The organism is Mechercharimyces mesophilus (genome assembly GCF_059818345.1).
Map to the genome: position 1 here is coordinate 197,142 of NZ_JCBAPH010000002.1, position 16,209 is coordinate 213,350.

The following is a 16,209-nucleotide window of genomic DNA, read 5'->3' on the forward strand; positions in this document are numbered from 1 at the left end:
TTTGGCATAATGAACGCTGTGCTGATGAGCATCCCTTTTTGGCTCTTCTTTTACCTGTCTCTTCGTTGGGCATTCTAGCCCCTTCCATGTACCTATATGAACGGATTCTGTATCAAGAGGCAGGTTAGTTTGTCTATTTTTCCATTTCGCCTCCACCCACGATGGGTTCACCTTTTATACCCATCCATACCAAAATAGGTTGCTGATGCAACCTATTGTTTGTTTTAAGCATTTAGGTGAAGCGCCATAAGCTAGCGGGCTCCATCTCCTGACAATACCACCCAGATCGTCCGATACAAAATGAGCAAATCCAAGCGGATCGAACGATTTTGTACATAGTACATATCTAAGTCAAACTTTTGCTCAGGGGTGATGTCATAGCCACCATTTACTTGTGCCCATCCCGTCAGTCCCGGTTTCACTAATAATCGTTTGCGAAAATCAGGAATTTCTTCGGAAAATCGTTCAATAAACACATCTCGTTCGGGTCTAGGCCCGATTAAACTCATTTCTCCACGCAGGATATTAAATAATTGCGGAACCTCATCAATCCGTGTCTTTCGAATAAATCGGCCTATCCTCGTTACACGAGGATCATTCTTAGCCGCCCACTGCGGACCATTCTTTTCTGCATCCGTTCTCATCGAGCGGAACTTAATTACAGAAAAGGTCTCTCCATCCAATCCAACGCGCTCTTGTTTATAAAAAATAGGTCCTCTTGACTCTAATTTAATGAAAATGGCCGTCATGAACAGTACTGGAAAAGTGAACACAAGGAAGGAGATAGCAAATAGTAGCTCCATACTTCGCTTCCATGCTGCGTACATCCGATATTGCCAAACGATTGGCTTTTGTCTTATCGCTTTGGAATTGGAACGCATCTTTCAACCACTCCTACCAGATAAACCAGTCAGTCTTTATGAACTGCTAACAAGTATACTTCACTTCCAGTCATTTGACAACCACCTACACGTGATTTTCTTGCTGTTTTTGGTAATAACCAAGCGCTTTTTGCAACCCTGAACGTAGGTCCATTTCCGCAGACCATCCTAATACCTCATTAGCACGACTAACATTAAAATAGCTGTGTCTAATATCTCCTGCTCGCTCTGGCGCCCTTTGCACCTCCACAGGAATCCCACTTGCTTTTTTCAATTCCTCAATCAGCTCATTGAGAGAGGTTTGAATTCCCGTCCCAATGTTTAAGATATGTTCATCACCGTATTCCAATGCAAGAACATTTGCCTCAGCAACATCTTCCACATAAATATAATCTCTTGTCTGTTCTCCATCACCTTGAACAACCAGCGCTTCTCTCCTTAGCATCTTGTTGAAAAAAATCGGGATGACCGCGCCCTCTCCTTTTAGGTCCTGACGAGGTCCATAGACATTCGCATAACGCAGTGAAGTCCATGACAATCCATATAACTGATGAAACACACTCAGGTACTGCTCAGGTGTCTGTTTCGAGATACCGTAAGGAGAAAGCGGAGCAACAGGATGATCTTCATCAAGTGGTAAATAATGCGGGTTTCCATAAATAGCTGCCGAAGAGGCATATACTACTTTTTTTACATTAGACAGACGACAAGCTTCTAATAAGTGAATCGTTCCTAAGATATTTGTGGTGGCATCATGCATCGGATCTTTCACTGAATCAGACACATTGTTTTGTGCTGCTTGATGGATCACTGCATCCGGTTTTTCCTCAAGGAACATTTCTACTAAACGTGGATCTCCAATATCAATCCTGTAAAATTTCGCTTCTTCCCGCAAGCGTGTCTCTTGACCTGTTGCCAAATTGTCGATCACAACCACTTGGTTTCCTCGAGCAATTAATTTATCGACAATATGTGAACCAATAAAGCCTGCACCGCCAGTAACAACAACTTTCATGCTTTTCTCCTTTCGTTTCCTCCTTCATCGCTTATGAAAAGGAACACAATCATATTTGCTCTTCTTTCATTCTTCCATTTTTTCAAATCTGTTTCGTCGTTTTCTTACTTCATCAGCCTATTGAAAGAGAGGGTCCAATGTTCCTAATCATTTTCATTAATTCCATTTGACAGCCATCTCATTGATGAAGCCAGGTGACGTAAGAATCTTCTAATTGCATCCTACACCATATCGAAGGTGAAAAGAAAGTCATCCTACCCGATTCCTCGTGCCCAATCAAGCAACTTTCTTTGTATCCGTTGATGAAGTAAGGTTTTTTAACTGTTTATACAATCGAGCGGCCAACTTCTTCCGATTTCCATCCGCTTCGATATACCTTCGCCCGTTGATTGCGATTTGCTCCCGTTGTTCCTTGGAATACTGTCTTACTTCTTGCAAAGTGGATGCTAATTTTTTCTCATCCTCGGCACCAGCGAACAGCCCTACCTGGTTCTCTTTAAGAATGTGATGTATTTCTCCATCTACTGTCGTAATCACAGGTCGTCCTACATACAGGTAGTCAAATAATTTATTGGGACGTGCGCCACGAAAAGTCTCATTATTAGCTAGAGAGATGATTCCGCAATCCGCAGCGTATAAATAATGATACACTTCCGCTTTAGAAACCGGGTCATGAAAAAGAACATTATCCATTCCTTTTTCTTCTTTTATCCTCATCAACTTTTCTTTTTCTGATCCGCTTCCCAAGAGAAGAATCTTGATCGAAGAAGGAAGGTACTCTCCCGCGCCGACAACATAGTGGAGCGCATTGGAGGGTCCATGGGCACCTGCATAGATCGCCACGAAATCCTCGTCTTTGACCTGGATTTTTTGTCTAATCTCTTTTCTCTTCTCTAGCGATGGTTCCCAGCTCCCCACGACAATTCCATTAGGAATGAGTTCAATACGCTCTTCCTCTATGCCCTTCTTTTGAATAAATTGCCGTTGATGCTCTGTTAGAACAATGATTTTATCTGCTCGTTCATAAAGAAATGCCTCCAACCATTCCAGCACCCGCAAAACAAGCGGTCGATTTAAGCCCCCCATTTTTATCAATGAGTCAGGCCATAAATCCCTCACTTCCAATACAAAAGGACAACGCTTCATTTTTGCAAGCAACCAGCCAGAACAAGCGGTGAACAGATGGGGAGAAGAAGCCAACAACACATCGGGTCTTCTCGCAAATAATCCGCTGAGTAAAAAGATAAAAGCAAAACTAATCATATTCAGAATACGAAAAATATTGTTCTTCGTATAAGGGGAGGACCATAGCCATCTCATGTGAAGTCCAGCTGTTTTTTCCCCTGCTGTTCGCTGTTCTTCTGTAGCATACTGATTACTTGTGTGTAAAAAACGAGAAAGCCAGATTGTCACTTCAACCTCTTCTTCATTCACCCATTCCTTTGCTAATTCATAGTGTCTGGTAATACCACCGATATTGGGAGGAACAGCATAATGGTTAGCGATCCAAATGCGCATGGATGACACTTCCTTTCGGTAGTAGTGATGAATAAAGATCTATCAAGGTCTTTGCTTCTAACTTCCAATTGTACTCACGTCTGAAAGCCTGGAAGCCATTGCGACCCATTTCTAGGCGTTGTTTTTTGTTGCGTAAAAGGGTAGTCACTTTGCTTGCGATCTCCTTTGCATCGAGCGCATCTACGACAAAACCACATCGATTTCCTTCCACAAGTCCACGCCATAAGGGAAAGTTTGTTGCGACAACAGGTAAGCCCGCGGCCATATACTCAAATAATTTGATGGGCATGGATTCACGGTAATTTTCAATGGGGTGCAAACAGACAAGCCCTACATCCCCGCTTATCAGCCACTCCCTTACCTCACTAAAAGGAATTCGTCCATGGATGAATATCCTTCTTTTTTCTAACCTCTCCTTCTCTTCTTTGCTCACCTGGATATTTTGTAGGGGACCAATCAAATGAAGGCTTGCTTCTAGCTCCGATGGAAGGTACTCCATCATCTCAATCATCTCTTTGTATCCACGGAGGTAAGAGATGCCACCCACATATACCACAGTGGATTTCTTTCGTGAATAAGTTTCCTCCATGCTCTCCATAAACGGCAGTGGATAGTTCATGATGACCGTAACATGATTAATCCCTTCTTTATTAAAACTACTTTTAATGGAGGCTGTAGCTGTCACTACATGATCTAATTGACGCGCCAACCATTTCTCCCATTTATTCACCCAACGAGAAACGGATGGTCTCCAACGAGCAGGAATCCATAATTTCGTATAAATTTGCTTTGGCAAATCCTCATGTGCATCATAAACGACAACTTTTTGTTTTTTACACTTTAGGCGCCAACCCCAAAATAAGAGCTCTGGATCATGTAAATGAAACAAATCCGCTTGACTGCGCAATGCTTTACGATAGAGCTTCCATCCACTCCATAGGCGTGTGAAACGAGATTGCGGTGGAGATATACCGTGAATCTCCACCCCTTTTTCCTTTTTGTAAGAAAAGTTGGCGGGTGCATGCAATTCAACCGCATATCCTGCTTTTGCTAGTGAGACCGCTTGCTTATGGAAAATACGAACATCGTCATAGGTATGAACCGAAGTTAAAATCATAACCTTTCCATTCATATTTTCCTCCGTCCTCTCACACATTGCGAAATCAAGGGTGTCTCTTAACGAAGCTTAGCAAAGCAATCGACAAACCATACACCGTCCACTGAGGGGTGAAGTGAATAGCGGAGCTAGGGGCCATTCCACCAAAAAAGAAACCACTTAAAGAAAGAGAACAGGAAATCGCCCCCCAGCGAATCCAAATCGATGTCCCTTCTCGTCTTCGGGTACTGATTTTCAAAAGCTTCCCTATTAGATAAAAGTAAAAGAGCATATAAGGGATGAAAACAAGCACCCCGAAATTAACCAATATTTCCATCCACCAATTGTGTATGTTTGTTTTCTGATCCACATTGGTCATGTTACTCATATAAGCTTCCGTATTTCCTGCCCCCACACCCATCCCATAGGAACCGATTAAGAAGCGAAATCCGTTCAGTATTAAATTTTTCCTCGTTTGTATACTTCCACTCTCCGTATCATCCATCAAGTCTTCATCAGAAGGGACTTCCCACGCTTGTGGTTTTAGTTCATCGTACAAACCAAATGTACTTCCAATTTTTGATTTAACGAAATCAGGCAATAAAAAGTGACTAAGGAGCCCTGTTACGATGATGATGGATACGGCTAGCGAGAGACCACGCCATACACCCTTCCACTCGAGAGGACGCTCCAAAGGCATGGTACGAGGAAGCGTAACCAGCCATCCTGCAATAATAAGGGGAAGAGCAAATAAATTATTGACTCGAGATCCGGTCCCTATGAGACAATAGAGACTCAAAATCACCAACGTATACACCCATACTCTTCCTTTCCATTTTAGTGGAAGCAAATGAAAACTCGTCAAAAGGAACGGAAAGGAGAGTGTAATAAAGGTAGCTAAATCATTTTGGTTGGTAAAAACAGAAGTGATAAAAGGAATGTCATTCATCTGCCAATAACGGGAAGTTGGCAAGTGAACATAGGTAATCGACTCGAGAAAGGCAATGAGAATAATGGCCGTTAGAACCGATGTCATTACAAGCACAATCTTTTTGAACCATTCTTGGTTGTACATAAAAAGAGGAAAAGCGATGGAGTAGAGAAGCATGCTTCCCAGATAGACTCCATAACGAATTCCGACCTCGATATCCTGTACCCACAAGAGAGAAAGGGTCGCATAGAATATCCACCATATATAAAAGAGCATGTACCCTTTTATGGATGAGAGAACTTTCAGCCTCGATCCGTGCTTCTCGCGGAACATCGGTAAAATCGTGATCATAAACAATAGCAACAAACTGACACGAAACAAGCTGATCATCAGCTCGTTTCCATTAGGAAGAGAAAACTTCCATCCAAGAACTGGCCCTAGCAGAGCAGACACGATGACGACAAAGAAGATAGTACCTGAAAATATCCCTCTATCAGAGAATAACCTCTCCAATCTACTTTCCCACCTCTTCTTTATTTCGCCCAGCTCTGAAGGTGCTGATACACGATAGAAAGCGAGTTTCTTTTGAACAAACCAGTAACGAATAGGGAGCTGAGATACAGGAGAGTAGCCACTCCATAATAAAACCATGTTTTCTCCCACGCTTCTATTTGTATCCAAGTAACTGCCATCATAATCATGATAAAAATGATCAAGAACGACAACATGGATGGTAAGCGGTAATCCACAGGATATACTTTCTGTGAGCGAACATAGACCCAACTCACAACAAGCAAATAAGAAAGGAGGGTCATCCATCCCACCGCCCAAAAGCTCCAACGAGGAATGAACAGCAAATTGCCCACTAGGTAAACCAGAGAAGCGACAGCAAAAATAGCGATGAGCCCACCTGTCTGCTTACGAATAAACAGACCCACACCCACAATGGCATGAAAAGTATTTAACACGGTTCCAAGAGCCAGCATCCACACCACGGGATAGGCTTCAATGAATGAGGGACTCCCAGTAAAAAGACTCATTACCGGCTTAATAATAAAAGACAGGAGCAAGATAGAAAATGTTGTAATCGCAAGATAGACTCTCGCTACCAAGCTATAAAGAGCGGATGCCCCTTCTTTTTCCTTTATCGACATCGAAAAAGGACGCCAGGCCAACTGAAATGCTCCCGTCAACAACGCAACCATACTAGCAAAACGAACAGCAGTTCCTAGTACGCCAGCTGCTTCAGCGGAGTGCAACACTTTCAGTAGAGGACGAGAGAGGGAGTTCATCACCCAAAAGGATAGCAACGTAGGGAGTAAAGGAAACCCATACAGAAATAATTCTTTGACATAGCGTCCACGCAATCTCCATGTGAGATCTCTCCGAAAAATCCACACCAAGAGACACGCTATAAAACTTTGCCATATCCATTGCCCTAAAAAGATCCCAGCAACCCCCATCTGGTAAGTAACCAAAAAAAAGATGCTGGACAAAGACGAACCGATCACATACAGCATGGTCATTCCGTTAAACGTCCACACCTTCCGGCTATAGCGGGCAAAGGCAAGCAACTGCTGAATGACAACCGTTGTAAGGTTTACACCGAGCGCGTACAACAATACGTCGTGATAGAGAGGCTCATAGTCGTATAGAAATAGAAACCACCTTCGCCCCCATACACCGATTAGTAAAAAGTAAAGAAGGGCAAGTGAAAAGCCAAACGCAAGTGCTGTCGATAAATACCTTCTACGTTCAGTAACATTCGGTGCATCATGATAATAGAAGGACATCGCTACATCCGTACCTAGCACACTCGCATAAGTGAATACCAACAGCAGCGAGTTGGTGATGTCCCAATAACCATACCCTTCTACTGAAAGGTGCGTCGTATACACCGGTAGTAAGAGAAGTGCTACCAGCTTATTCCCCATTAAGGCAAGCGAAAATGCTGTCGAATCAGCAAGTAGTTGCTTTAACTTTGTTTTCAATAAAAGCCACTCCCTGCTAGATCGACAGGATGGACAAAATGACTCTCACCCTTTTGTTACTTAGTATGTCCAAAAAACATCTTTTATGGTGTTTATTTCAGTTTTTCTTCTTCCGGAACGGGTCGTAGAGGTTTAGCTGGGGAGCCAACGTAAACAAGCCCATATTCTGTATCCTTTGTAACCACTGCCCCCGCAGCAATGAAACTTTCCTCAGCAATCGTAATTCCCGGCAAAAGAGTGGCGTTCCCCCCCACACGAGCCCCTCTTTTGATGTGCGGACCTTTGATATATTGAAACCGTTTCTCCGTTCTTCCCATATAATTGTCATTGGTTGTTGCTACACAAGGAGCAATAAACACATGCTCCTCTAGTACCATATAAGCAGTCAAATACGCATTGGTCTGGATTTTACTATAGGAACCGACCCGCACCTCATTTTCGAGCGTTACTCCCCGTCCAATGGTCACACAGCTCCCCACTTGACACTTTTCTCGAATTGTCGCTAGATCCCCCACCATTCCATCTTTTCCTATTTTGCTGCCACGATAGAGCACAGCGCCACAGCCTACAATCATGTGATCACCCATCACCAGGGGGTCTAATTCACTATCCACCTTTGCCGTACTGTTTTTACTCGGTTTGGGCCAACGTCCAAGCACGGTGTGATCGCCAATATGGACACCACGACCGATCTGTGTCCCTGCATGAATGACAACATGATGACCAATCGTGGTGTGATCGCCAATGACCACACCTTCTTCAATCACCACATGTTCTCCAAGAGAAACCCCTTCTCCCAAAAATGCCGATGAATGAACCATGTTCTGCCCTCCTCTTTTATCTCTCCCAAGTGTCTTCCCGCGTTCGTATAGCGAGTAAAAAAGAAGCTACAACTTTTCGTAATCGGCGTTGATAGGATGGATATCCTTTAAGGTATTGCGAGTATCAAAGACTACTTTGGCATACTGAGCAATCTCTTTCCGATTAAAGGCAGTATGATCCGTCGTTATTAAAACGAGGTCTGCTGCTTGTAACATTTCCTTACTCCACTCCACCGTTTCATACATTTTTCCTTTGTGAGAGAAAGAACGTACGTGCGGATCGTGGATGGTTAGGTTTGCCCCATAGGACTTAAGTGTATGAATGATTTCTAATACCGGTGATTCACGATAATCATCAATATCTTTTTTGTACGCAACCCCTAAGATACAAATATTAGCATTCTTCACAGCTTTCCCATACCGATTGAGCGCTTTCATCAAGCGTTCGATCACAAATTCCGGCATATAATTGTTGATTTCGCCGGCCAATTCAATCAGACGAGTATGGTAGTTATATTCTCTCGCTTTCCATGTCAAATAGAATGGATCGATCGGAATACAATGCCCGCCTAAGCCGGGACCCGGATAAAAAGCCATAAACCCGTATGGCTTGGTCTTCGCTGCTTCAATCACTTCCCATACATCAATACCCATCTTATGACAAAGAATAGCCATCTCGTTGGCTAGCGCGATATTAATATTCCGAAATGTATTTTCCAGAATCTTCTCCATTTCCGCAACTGCGGGACTAGAAACTTCAAAAACTTCCCCTTCCAGCACGTGTCGATACATTTGAGCTGCAATAAGTGTACATTCAGTCGTCATTCCCCCAACCACTTTGGGCGTATTTTTCGTGTTATATACCTTATTTCCTGGATCTACGCGTTCTGGGGAAAAGGCAAGAAAGATATCTTTTCCAATCTCCAGTCCCGAACGCTCTAAGATCGGACGGATAATCTCTTCCGTTGTTCCCGGATAAGTAGTACTTTCTAAAACAATCAGCATACTTGGATGAAGGTTTTCAGCGATTGCAGCAGCAGAGGACTCAACATAGGAAGTATCGGGCTGCTGATATTCATCCAGCGGGGTAGGGACACAAATCATCACCGCATCGACTGAAGAGATCTCTGAATAATCCACGGTAGCACGAAATTTCCCTTCTTCCACCATGGAGAGAAGATCTTCATCTACCACGTCTCCAATGTAATTAATCCCTTCGTTCACCATGTTGACACGAGATTGCTGAATATCAAACCCGATCACCTGATAACCCGCTTTTGCTTTCTCCACTGCTAATGGAAGGCCTACATATCCCAATCCTACAACACCAATCACGGCGGTCTTGTCATCAATTTTTCGTAATAATTCCGATCGATTAGCAATCGATTTCATGACTCATCCCTATCCCTTCTTAACGCCATCAAACATTATTTAGCGAAAAAGTGATTGATCTTGTCTGCAATATACGCAACTTCTTCTTCTTTCAGTTCCGGGAATAACGGCAATGCGAGCGTTCGTTGCGAAAGACGCTCAGACTGGGGTAGACTCCCTTCCTTGTACTCCAAGTGCTGGTATACTTCTTGTAAATGCAGGGGAAGCGGATAGTAAACACCTGTTGCAATTCCTTCACTCTTCAAGTATTTCTGTAAATCATCTCGCTTTTCACTCTCGATCACATAGAGATGGTACGTTGTCGAACGATCATCTGCCACATAAGGTGTTTTTATAGGAAGGGATTGTAACCGTTCATTATATTGTGACGCTCGCTCATGCCTGAGCTGATTCCATTGATTTAAATGGGCTAATTTTACGCGTAAGATGGCAGCTTGTATCGGGTCCAAGCGGCTGTTAAATCCAATGAGTCGATGAAAATACTTTTTTTCACTCCCGTGCGCTCGTAATACACGAATCGTATCGGCAAGATTCTCATCCGAGGTTACGACCATTCCGGCATCCCCATACCCACCGAGGTTTTTCGTCGGAAAGAAAGAGAAACAAGCAATATGTCCGATCGAACCGATCGAACGCTGTTTGTATTCCGCTCCGATAGCCTGAGCTGCATCTTCAATGACGTAGAGATCATGTTCCGTTGCCACCTGCATCAACTCATCCATATCCGCTGGTTGTCCAAAGATATGAACAGCGATAATCGCTTTGGTGCGTTCATTAATCTTTTCTCTAACTTGACCAACATCCAAATTATAGGTAAGAGGATCCACATCGACAAACACAGGTGTTGCGCCCACGCGGGATATCACTTCTGCTGTCGCAAAAAAAGTAAAGGAAGTGGTGATGACTTCATCGCCCGCGCCCACACCTAATGCTTCTAATGATAATAACAAGGCATCGGTACCATTAGCGACACCTACTCCGAAAGAAGTCCCAACAAAGCGAGCCACTTCTTCTTCAAATAGCTTCACTTCTGGGCCTAGGATATATTGCCCACTATCTAGGACCCGATCGACTGCTTCGCGCACATCCGCACGAATACTTTCGTATTGTGCTTTTAAGTCCATCAACGGTATCGCTTTCATGCTTCCACCTCGTTTTGTATCCGATCTAACCGAATCGGCAAGCCACTCTCGCTGCCCATTTGACAAGCTACGATTAGCTCTATAGCACGGCGAGCGTCTTCTCCTGTCACGACAGGTTTACGATCGTGTAAAATTGCCTCCGTCATATCCTCCATAATGTGTTGATGACCAGGCTTTCCATAGGGATCAGCATCTATTTGCTCAATCATTTTCTGCTCATCTTGTAGTGAAAGTTCTTCGAACTGCCAAGTACGCAAACGGTGGGCTGTTGGTCCTGCTACGACTGCCGTCCCATGCGAACCAAAAAGATGAATCGATTCCTCTAAATTTCGCGGATAAATGGTAACCGCTGCTTCAATAACACCGAGGACCCCATTTTTAAAACGGAGAATCGATACAGAAGTATCTTCCGCTTCGATATTGCGCATGCGTGTTGCTTGATAGGTACTCACCTCGTCCACCTCACCGACCAACCATAGAAGCAAATCAAGATTATGAATCGCTTGATTCATTAATACTCCGCCATCTAGCATTCGAGTACCTCGCCAAGGTGTTTGATCATAGTAATCCTGATTTCGATTCCAGCGTAAGGTGGCATTCACATGGCCCAATGTGCCAAACGATCCTCGTTGCACCATCTCTTTCAGCGCTTTCATCGCTGGACGGAAGCGATTCGGGTGCACCACTGCTAATTTCACACCCTGTTTTTTACACACGGCGATGATCCGATCCGCATCCTCTAGTGTAAGGGCCATCGGTTTTTCCACTATCACGTGTTTTCCCGCTTCTGCCACAGTGATTACCTGCTCTGCATGCAACCCGCTCGGCGTACAAATATTGATAACATCCAACTCAGAATCTCTTACCATATCCTCAAGCTTAGTATAAGCTTTCACACCATCCGCCTTTAAGGAATTCAGTCGCTCTGGATCTTTATCACATAAGGCAACAAGTCTGGCTCCCTCAGTCTGCCGAATCGCTTCTATGTGCTTGCCTGCAATGTGACCACATCCGACAATCCCGTATCCAATCATGGATGTCCCCCTCCTCCTGCTACCTTCCTTGAGAAAAGCCACTAATGCCTAGCAGTTATCATCTTCCCACGGCTTCCATCCATATGCAATCCATAATAATCAAAATTAATAAAGACTTAATATTTACAAAATCTTATCTAATAATTATCATAGAGGTGAAGGATTCCATTTAGCTACGGATCAATTCCTCATAGATCTCCAGTAATTGAGTGACACTTCTTTCCCATGAAAAAGAACGAGAAAATTGGTAAGCACGTTGGGAGAACGCACGTATCTCGGCTTCCGTTGCATCTAGAAGTTGAGATAAAGACCGAAATAATGCTTCTTTACTCCCTGGCTCAACCAGAAATCCCGTCTCATTTGGTTTCACAATCTCCGGAATGCCCCCTACAGCAGAAGCCACTACTGGCTTTCCACACGCCATCGCCTCCAACAAAACACCCCCCAATCCCTCATAGAGACTGGGTAAACAGACAACATCACACGCATTCATCCAAGTAGCAATCTCGGTATGCGGGCGCCTACCAGTAAATCGCACTCTATCTGCTAGACCCAGCTGATTCGCTAATGTTTGCAATTGAGGCCGTAGCGGTCCGTCTCCAACAATACATAATTGAAGTTCATTCCGATTACGATCACGAGTTAATCGCTGAAATGCCTCTAAAAGAATAGAGACTCCTTTGACCTTATACAAATTACCCACATACAAGACCCACCTTCCTTCCAGCGAAATCCCAACACTTCTTCTCGCTTCATATTGCGAACGAGGTTGAAAAAGAGTGTCATCGATACCGTTATAAATAGTCGAGATGGGGGTTGCTGAACCGAGTGATTGCGTCTTCTCTTTCAATTTCTTGCTGACCGTTACAATATGATCGCATCCAGATATCGCTTCTTTCACCCTTCGCATCACCCGACGGTTTCGTTCGGGATAGACAAGGATATCTGATCCGTGAATGGTTGTGAGTAAGGGTATTTTCAATTGTTTTTTTAATAGAGCTCCTGCAAAACCATCGGGAAAGATAGTATGACTGTGTAGCAGATCAAAAGTGCGTGAAGGCAACTGAGTTCTAAGCACCTCTCGCAAAGCTTGATAATAATAGGTACCATAATGAGAAAACCCTATTCCTTTAGGAAACATCTTGGTGGGCACATAGTATACTTCTACATCGTCCATCACTGTATGCTTCTTTGTATGTCGATATTTCCTCCACTTAGGATAGAGAGGGAGATACGGGATCGGGCAAAGAACGGTACATTGAATCCCCTTGTCCTGCAGTGACTTTACCTGTTGATGAACAAATATACCTGACATCGGATTGGCCGGATGAGGATACATGTGTGAAACCAATAATACATGTAATGTTCTGCAGCTCATCGTCCTCCCCCTCTCATCCAACTACTTACCTAAGACCTAACTTTTCTACAATCGCCAAAGCCGCCTTTCCATCACCAAAGAGAGCAGGTACTTGAGAGAAGTCTACTTCATCTGCCTGATTAACCGCCTGCAGAACCCGCTCCGTATCTGCACCGACGAGCTGGTTTACCTTCCACTCAACCGTTTCCACCCACTCCGTTTCATCTCTCATCGTGATACAAGGTGTCCCTAGTAAGAAAGCTTCTTTCTGAACCCCTCCAGAATCGGTCAATATCTTGCTTGCATTTGTCGCCAACTGAAGCATGTCCAAATACCCAACGGGATCGATAACCGTTAGCTGAGGATTTTTCAATTCCAATCCCCAATGTTTCAACTTCGCATTCGTTCTTGGATGTAAGGGCAAGATCGTGGTTTGTTCAATGCGGTTTAACGCGTCTACGATATGAGTCAAACGTTGTTCATTATCGGTATTTTCTGCTCGGTGTAAAGTAGCTAAAATGTATGAACGGGGGGTAAGAGAGAGGCCTGCTAGGATAGGCGATTTCTCCTCAGCCAACCGTATATTATAGTAAACCGCATCTACCATCACGTCTCCCACCTGAAACACACCTTCCGAGATCCCTTCTCTCGCAAGGTGATTCATTGCTGTCTCTGTAGGGCAAAAAAGCCACGTAGATAAATGGTCCGTCAATACACGATTGGTTTCTTCAGGCATCTTACGGTTAAAGCTACGTAGACCAGCTTCTATATGAGCAACAGGAATATGTAACTTGGATGCTGCTAATGCACCTGCCAATGTGGAGTTAGTATCTCCATACACTAACACCGTATCCGGCTTTTCATTCAGTAACACCTCTTCGATCTTGGTAAGCATCTCACCCGTCTGTGCACCATGCGACTTCGAGCCCACATTTAATTGGTAGTCTGGTTTGGGGATTTCTAATTCTTCGAAAAAAATGTCGGATAGATTTTGATCATAGTGTTGACCTGTGTGCACAAGGATTTCTTCCCCAAGCTGTCGTAACGCTCGCGAAACGGGAGCGGCCTTAATAAACTGTGGTCTCGCTCCTACTATGGAAACAACTTTCAATCGGTTCCCCTCCTGCTCCTCATTTATTTTTATTCGCCAATGGCAAACATCAATTCCGCTTCCGCTACTACTTGACCATCAACGGTAGCAATGCCTTTAGCTTTACCGATCGAACGACGCATTTTCAACATTTCCACTTCCAAGCGTAAGACATCGCCCGGCTTTACTTGACCCCTGATTCTCACACGGTCCAATCCGGTTAAGAAACCAATCTTCCCTTGGTTTTCTTTCATTCCAAGAATAGCGACTGCTCCTACTTGAGCAAGCGACTCCAGTATGAGAACACCCGGCATGACTGGATATCCAGGAAAGTGCCCACTAAAAAAGGGTTCGTTTATGCTGACATTCTTCTGTCCAATTGCCTTCTCTCCCCAACGGCATTCGATGATCTTATCTACAAGCAAGAAGGGGTAGCGATGTGGCAGAATGCGTTGGATCTCTTCTACGTTCATTTCCATGGACTTCTCCTCCTATGAATCATTCTCTCACCATTTAAGCTGGCAACTTCATTATAGCGAAACCATTCAAGCCTTTCCAATCGATCACAAGAAGCCTCCAGATTCATTACTAGAGGCTTCTTGTGATCACTACTCATTTAAAGTTGTCCCTTTTTGTTATCTCTTTGCTTGATCGCAACACGTTCAACGGCTTGACTTACATGCCGATGAACATCGGAATCCAGTGGATGAGGAACCAATTCCCCTTCTTTCGTAAGTCCTGCAATAGCTTCAGCCGCAGCCACATACATCTCGTGCGTGAAAGAAGTTGCTTTGGCATCTAGGATCCCACGGAAAATACCTGGAAAGCCGAGCGCATTGTTCACAGACCGACCGTCCGCAGCAAAAGCAGCACCTGCCTCAACCGCCACTTCAGGTTGGATTTCTGGTTTTGGGTTAGATAGAGCCAAAATAACTTGCCCTTCACGAATAAGATCCGGCTCGATGAGACCTGGAACACCCGTCGTCGCTACGACAATATCGCAAGTCTGCATCAACTCTTTTAAATCATTAAGCGGATTTCCTCCATAAGATTGTAGGCGTTCGCGTGCCGCTGCTTGCGGATCCGTTCCATAAACTTCTTGCACACCGTAAGCAAGAAACATGCGACAAATTGCTAAACCAGCAGCACCTAGACCAATCTGCCCTACTTTGGCATCTTTTAAATTTACCCCAGCGGAACGACAAGCGGAAAGGACGGCTGCCATGGTAACAACAGCCGTACCATGCTGATCATCATGCATTACCGGGATGGACAACTCAGCTTTTAGCCGCTCCTCAATCTCAAAGCAATGGGGAGAACCGATATCTTCTAACAAAATGCCACCGAAACTATGAGAGATATGCTTAACCGTCGATACCACTTCATCTGGATCACTCGTATCCAATAAAATCGGAATCCCACTAATTCCTGCAAATCGATCGAATAAAGCTGCCTTCCCTTCCATCACAGGCATACCCGCTACAGGTCCAATATTGCCCAACCCCAGTACTGCCGTACCATCTGTCACGATGGCTACCGTATGACCTAAACTCGTATAGATGCGCGCCTTGCTTGGATCATCCATGATCACTCTGCACACATTGGCTACTCCAGGTGTGTAGACACGTCGCAGATCTGCCAAAGAGCGGACATCCATTTTGCTTGTCATATGTATTTTCCCACCCTCGTGGGCAGAAAGTACATCGTCGGAGACCGTTGCTAAGCGAATGCCTCCACCTAGCTGCCGAATCTCGTCAAGGATTCGTGCTAGGGTTTCATCCCCTTCACACTGGACGGTAATATTTCGCATCGTCGTACGCGGTCCAATCCGCACGGTGGTCACCTCACCAATATCACCGCCAGCTTGTCCAATTGCTGTCGCTACGCGCCCCAAATTCCCAGGGAAAGAAGGTGTTTCAACCATTATAGAGCGTGTTAGGT

General features: G+C 44.4%; 14 protein-coding genes. All 14 read right to left on the minus strand.

The window, feature by feature from the left end:
• Positions 1-251: 251 nt before the first annotated feature.
• Positions 252-881 (minus strand): sugar transferase, encoded by a 630-nt coding sequence (locus tag AC6RGY_RS08615; protein WP_499861829.1) that lies wholly within the window; start codon positions 879-881, stop codon positions 252-254.
• Between the two features lie 85 nt (positions 882-966).
• Positions 967-1,896: an SDR family oxidoreductase gene (locus tag AC6RGY_RS08620; protein WP_499861833.1), complete on the minus strand. Its 930-nt coding sequence runs from the start codon at positions 1,894-1,896 to the stop codon at positions 967-969.
• 276 nt (positions 1,897-2,172) lie between these two features.
• Complete coding sequence (locus AC6RGY_RS08625) at positions 2,173-3,414, minus strand: glycosyltransferase family 4 protein (protein ID WP_499861836.1); 1,242 nt, start codon at positions 3,412-3,414, stop codon at positions 2,173-2,175.
• Complete coding sequence (locus tag AC6RGY_RS08630) at positions 3,395-4,546, minus strand: glycosyltransferase family 4 protein (protein ID WP_499861838.1); 1,152 nt, start codon at positions 4,544-4,546, stop codon at positions 3,395-3,397. The genes AC6RGY_RS08625 and AC6RGY_RS08630 overlap by 20 nt, the downstream gene beginning before the upstream one ends.
• A gap of 31 nt (positions 4,547-4,577) precedes the next feature.
• Positions 4,578-5,954 carry an O-antigen ligase family protein gene (locus tag AC6RGY_RS08635; protein WP_499861842.1) on the minus strand — a complete coding sequence of 459 codons (1,377 nt, stop codon included), beginning with the start codon at positions 5,952-5,954 and terminating at the stop codon, positions 4,578-4,580.
• A gap of 20 nt (positions 5,955-5,974) precedes the next feature.
• Positions 5,975-7,432: a lipopolysaccharide biosynthesis protein gene (locus AC6RGY_RS08640; protein WP_499861844.1), complete on the minus strand. Its 1,458-nt coding sequence runs from the start codon at positions 7,430-7,432 to the stop codon at positions 5,975-5,977.
• Between the two features lie 92 nt (positions 7,433-7,524).
• On the minus strand, positions 7,525-8,253 hold the full coding sequence (locus tag AC6RGY_RS08645; protein WP_499861847.1) for an acyltransferase: 729 nt from the start codon (positions 8,251-8,253) through the stop codon (positions 7,525-7,527).
• A 66-nt stretch (positions 8,254-8,319) separates the two neighbouring features.
• A complete protein-coding gene (locus tag AC6RGY_RS08650) occupies positions 8,320-9,645 on the minus strand; it encodes a nucleotide sugar dehydrogenase (RefSeq protein ID WP_499861850.1) in 1,326 nt (441 codons plus the stop codon).
• Positions 9,646-9,680: 35 nt separating this feature from the next.
• Positions 9,681-10,787 carry a DegT/DnrJ/EryC1/StrS family aminotransferase gene (locus AC6RGY_RS08655; RefSeq protein WP_499861855.1) on the minus strand — a complete coding sequence of 369 codons (1,107 nt, stop codon included), beginning with the start codon at positions 10,785-10,787 and terminating at the stop codon, positions 9,681-9,683.
• Positions 10,784-11,821, minus strand: a complete 1,038-nt coding sequence (locus tag AC6RGY_RS08660) for a Gfo/Idh/MocA family protein (protein ID WP_499861859.1) — start codon at positions 11,819-11,821, stop codon at positions 10,784-10,786. The genes AC6RGY_RS08655 and AC6RGY_RS08660 overlap by 4 nt, the downstream gene beginning before the upstream one ends.
• Positions 11,822-11,990: 169 nt before the next feature.
• Positions 11,991-13,199 carry a glycosyltransferase family 4 protein gene (locus AC6RGY_RS08665; RefSeq protein WP_499861864.1) on the minus strand — a complete coding sequence of 403 codons (1,209 nt, stop codon included), beginning with the start codon at positions 13,197-13,199 and terminating at the stop codon, positions 11,991-11,993.
• A 25-nt stretch (positions 13,200-13,224) separates the two neighbouring features.
• Complete coding sequence (gene wecB / locus AC6RGY_RS08670; protein WP_499861868.1) at positions 13,225-14,289, minus strand: non-hydrolyzing UDP-N-acetylglucosamine 2-epimerase; 1,065 nt, start codon at positions 14,287-14,289, stop codon at positions 13,225-13,227.
• A 29-nt stretch (positions 14,290-14,318) separates the two neighbouring features.
• Positions 14,319-14,741, minus strand: a complete 423-nt coding sequence (gene fabZ / locus AC6RGY_RS08675; RefSeq protein ID WP_499862453.1) for a 3-hydroxyacyl-ACP dehydratase FabZ — start codon at positions 14,739-14,741, stop codon at positions 14,319-14,321.
• Between the two features lie 143 nt (positions 14,742-14,884).
• A complete protein-coding gene (locus tag AC6RGY_RS08680) occupies positions 14,885-16,192 on the minus strand; it encodes an NAD-dependent malic enzyme (RefSeq protein ID WP_499862455.1) in 1,308 nt (435 codons plus the stop codon).
• Positions 16,193-16,209 lie beyond the last annotated feature (17 nt).

Coding starts and splice junctions, on each gene's coding strand:
- AC6RGY_RS08615 (WP_499861829.1), bottom strand. CDS start 881: ATGCGTTCCAATTCCAAAGCGATAAGACAAAAGCCAATCGTTTGGCAA.
- AC6RGY_RS08620 (WP_499861833.1), bottom strand. CDS start 1,896: ATGAAAGTTGTTGTTACTGGCGGTGCAGGCTTTATTGGTTCACATATT.
- AC6RGY_RS08625 (WP_499861836.1), bottom strand. CDS start 3,414: ATGCGCATTTGGATCGCTAACCATTATGCTGTTCCTCCCAATATCGGT.
- AC6RGY_RS08630 (WP_499861838.1), bottom strand. CDS start 4,546: ATGAATGGAAAGGTTATGATTTTAACTTCGGTTCATACCTATGACGAT.
- AC6RGY_RS08645 (WP_499861847.1), bottom strand. CDS start 8,253: ATGGTTCATTCATCGGCATTTTTGGGAGAAGGGGTTTCTCTTGGAGAA.
- AC6RGY_RS08650 (WP_499861850.1), bottom strand. CDS start 9,645: ATGAAATCGATTGCTAATCGATCGGAATTATTACGAAAAATTGATGAC.
- AC6RGY_RS08655 (WP_499861855.1), bottom strand. CDS start 10,787: ATGAAAGCGATACCGTTGATGGACTTAAAAGCACAATACGAAAGTATT.
- AC6RGY_RS08660 (WP_499861859.1), bottom strand. CDS start 11,821: ATGATTGGATACGGGATTGTCGGATGTGGTCACATTGCAGGCAAGCAC.
- AC6RGY_RS08665 (WP_499861864.1), bottom strand. CDS start 13,199: ATGAGCTGCAGAACATTACATGTATTATTGGTTTCACACATGTATCCT.
- fabZ (WP_499862453.1), bottom strand. CDS start 14,741: ATGAACGTAGAAGAGATCCAACGCATTCTGCCACATCGCTACCCCTTC.
- AC6RGY_RS08680 (WP_499862455.1), bottom strand. CDS start 16,192: ATGGTTGAAACACCTTCTTTCCCTGGGAATTTGGGGCGCGTAGCGACA.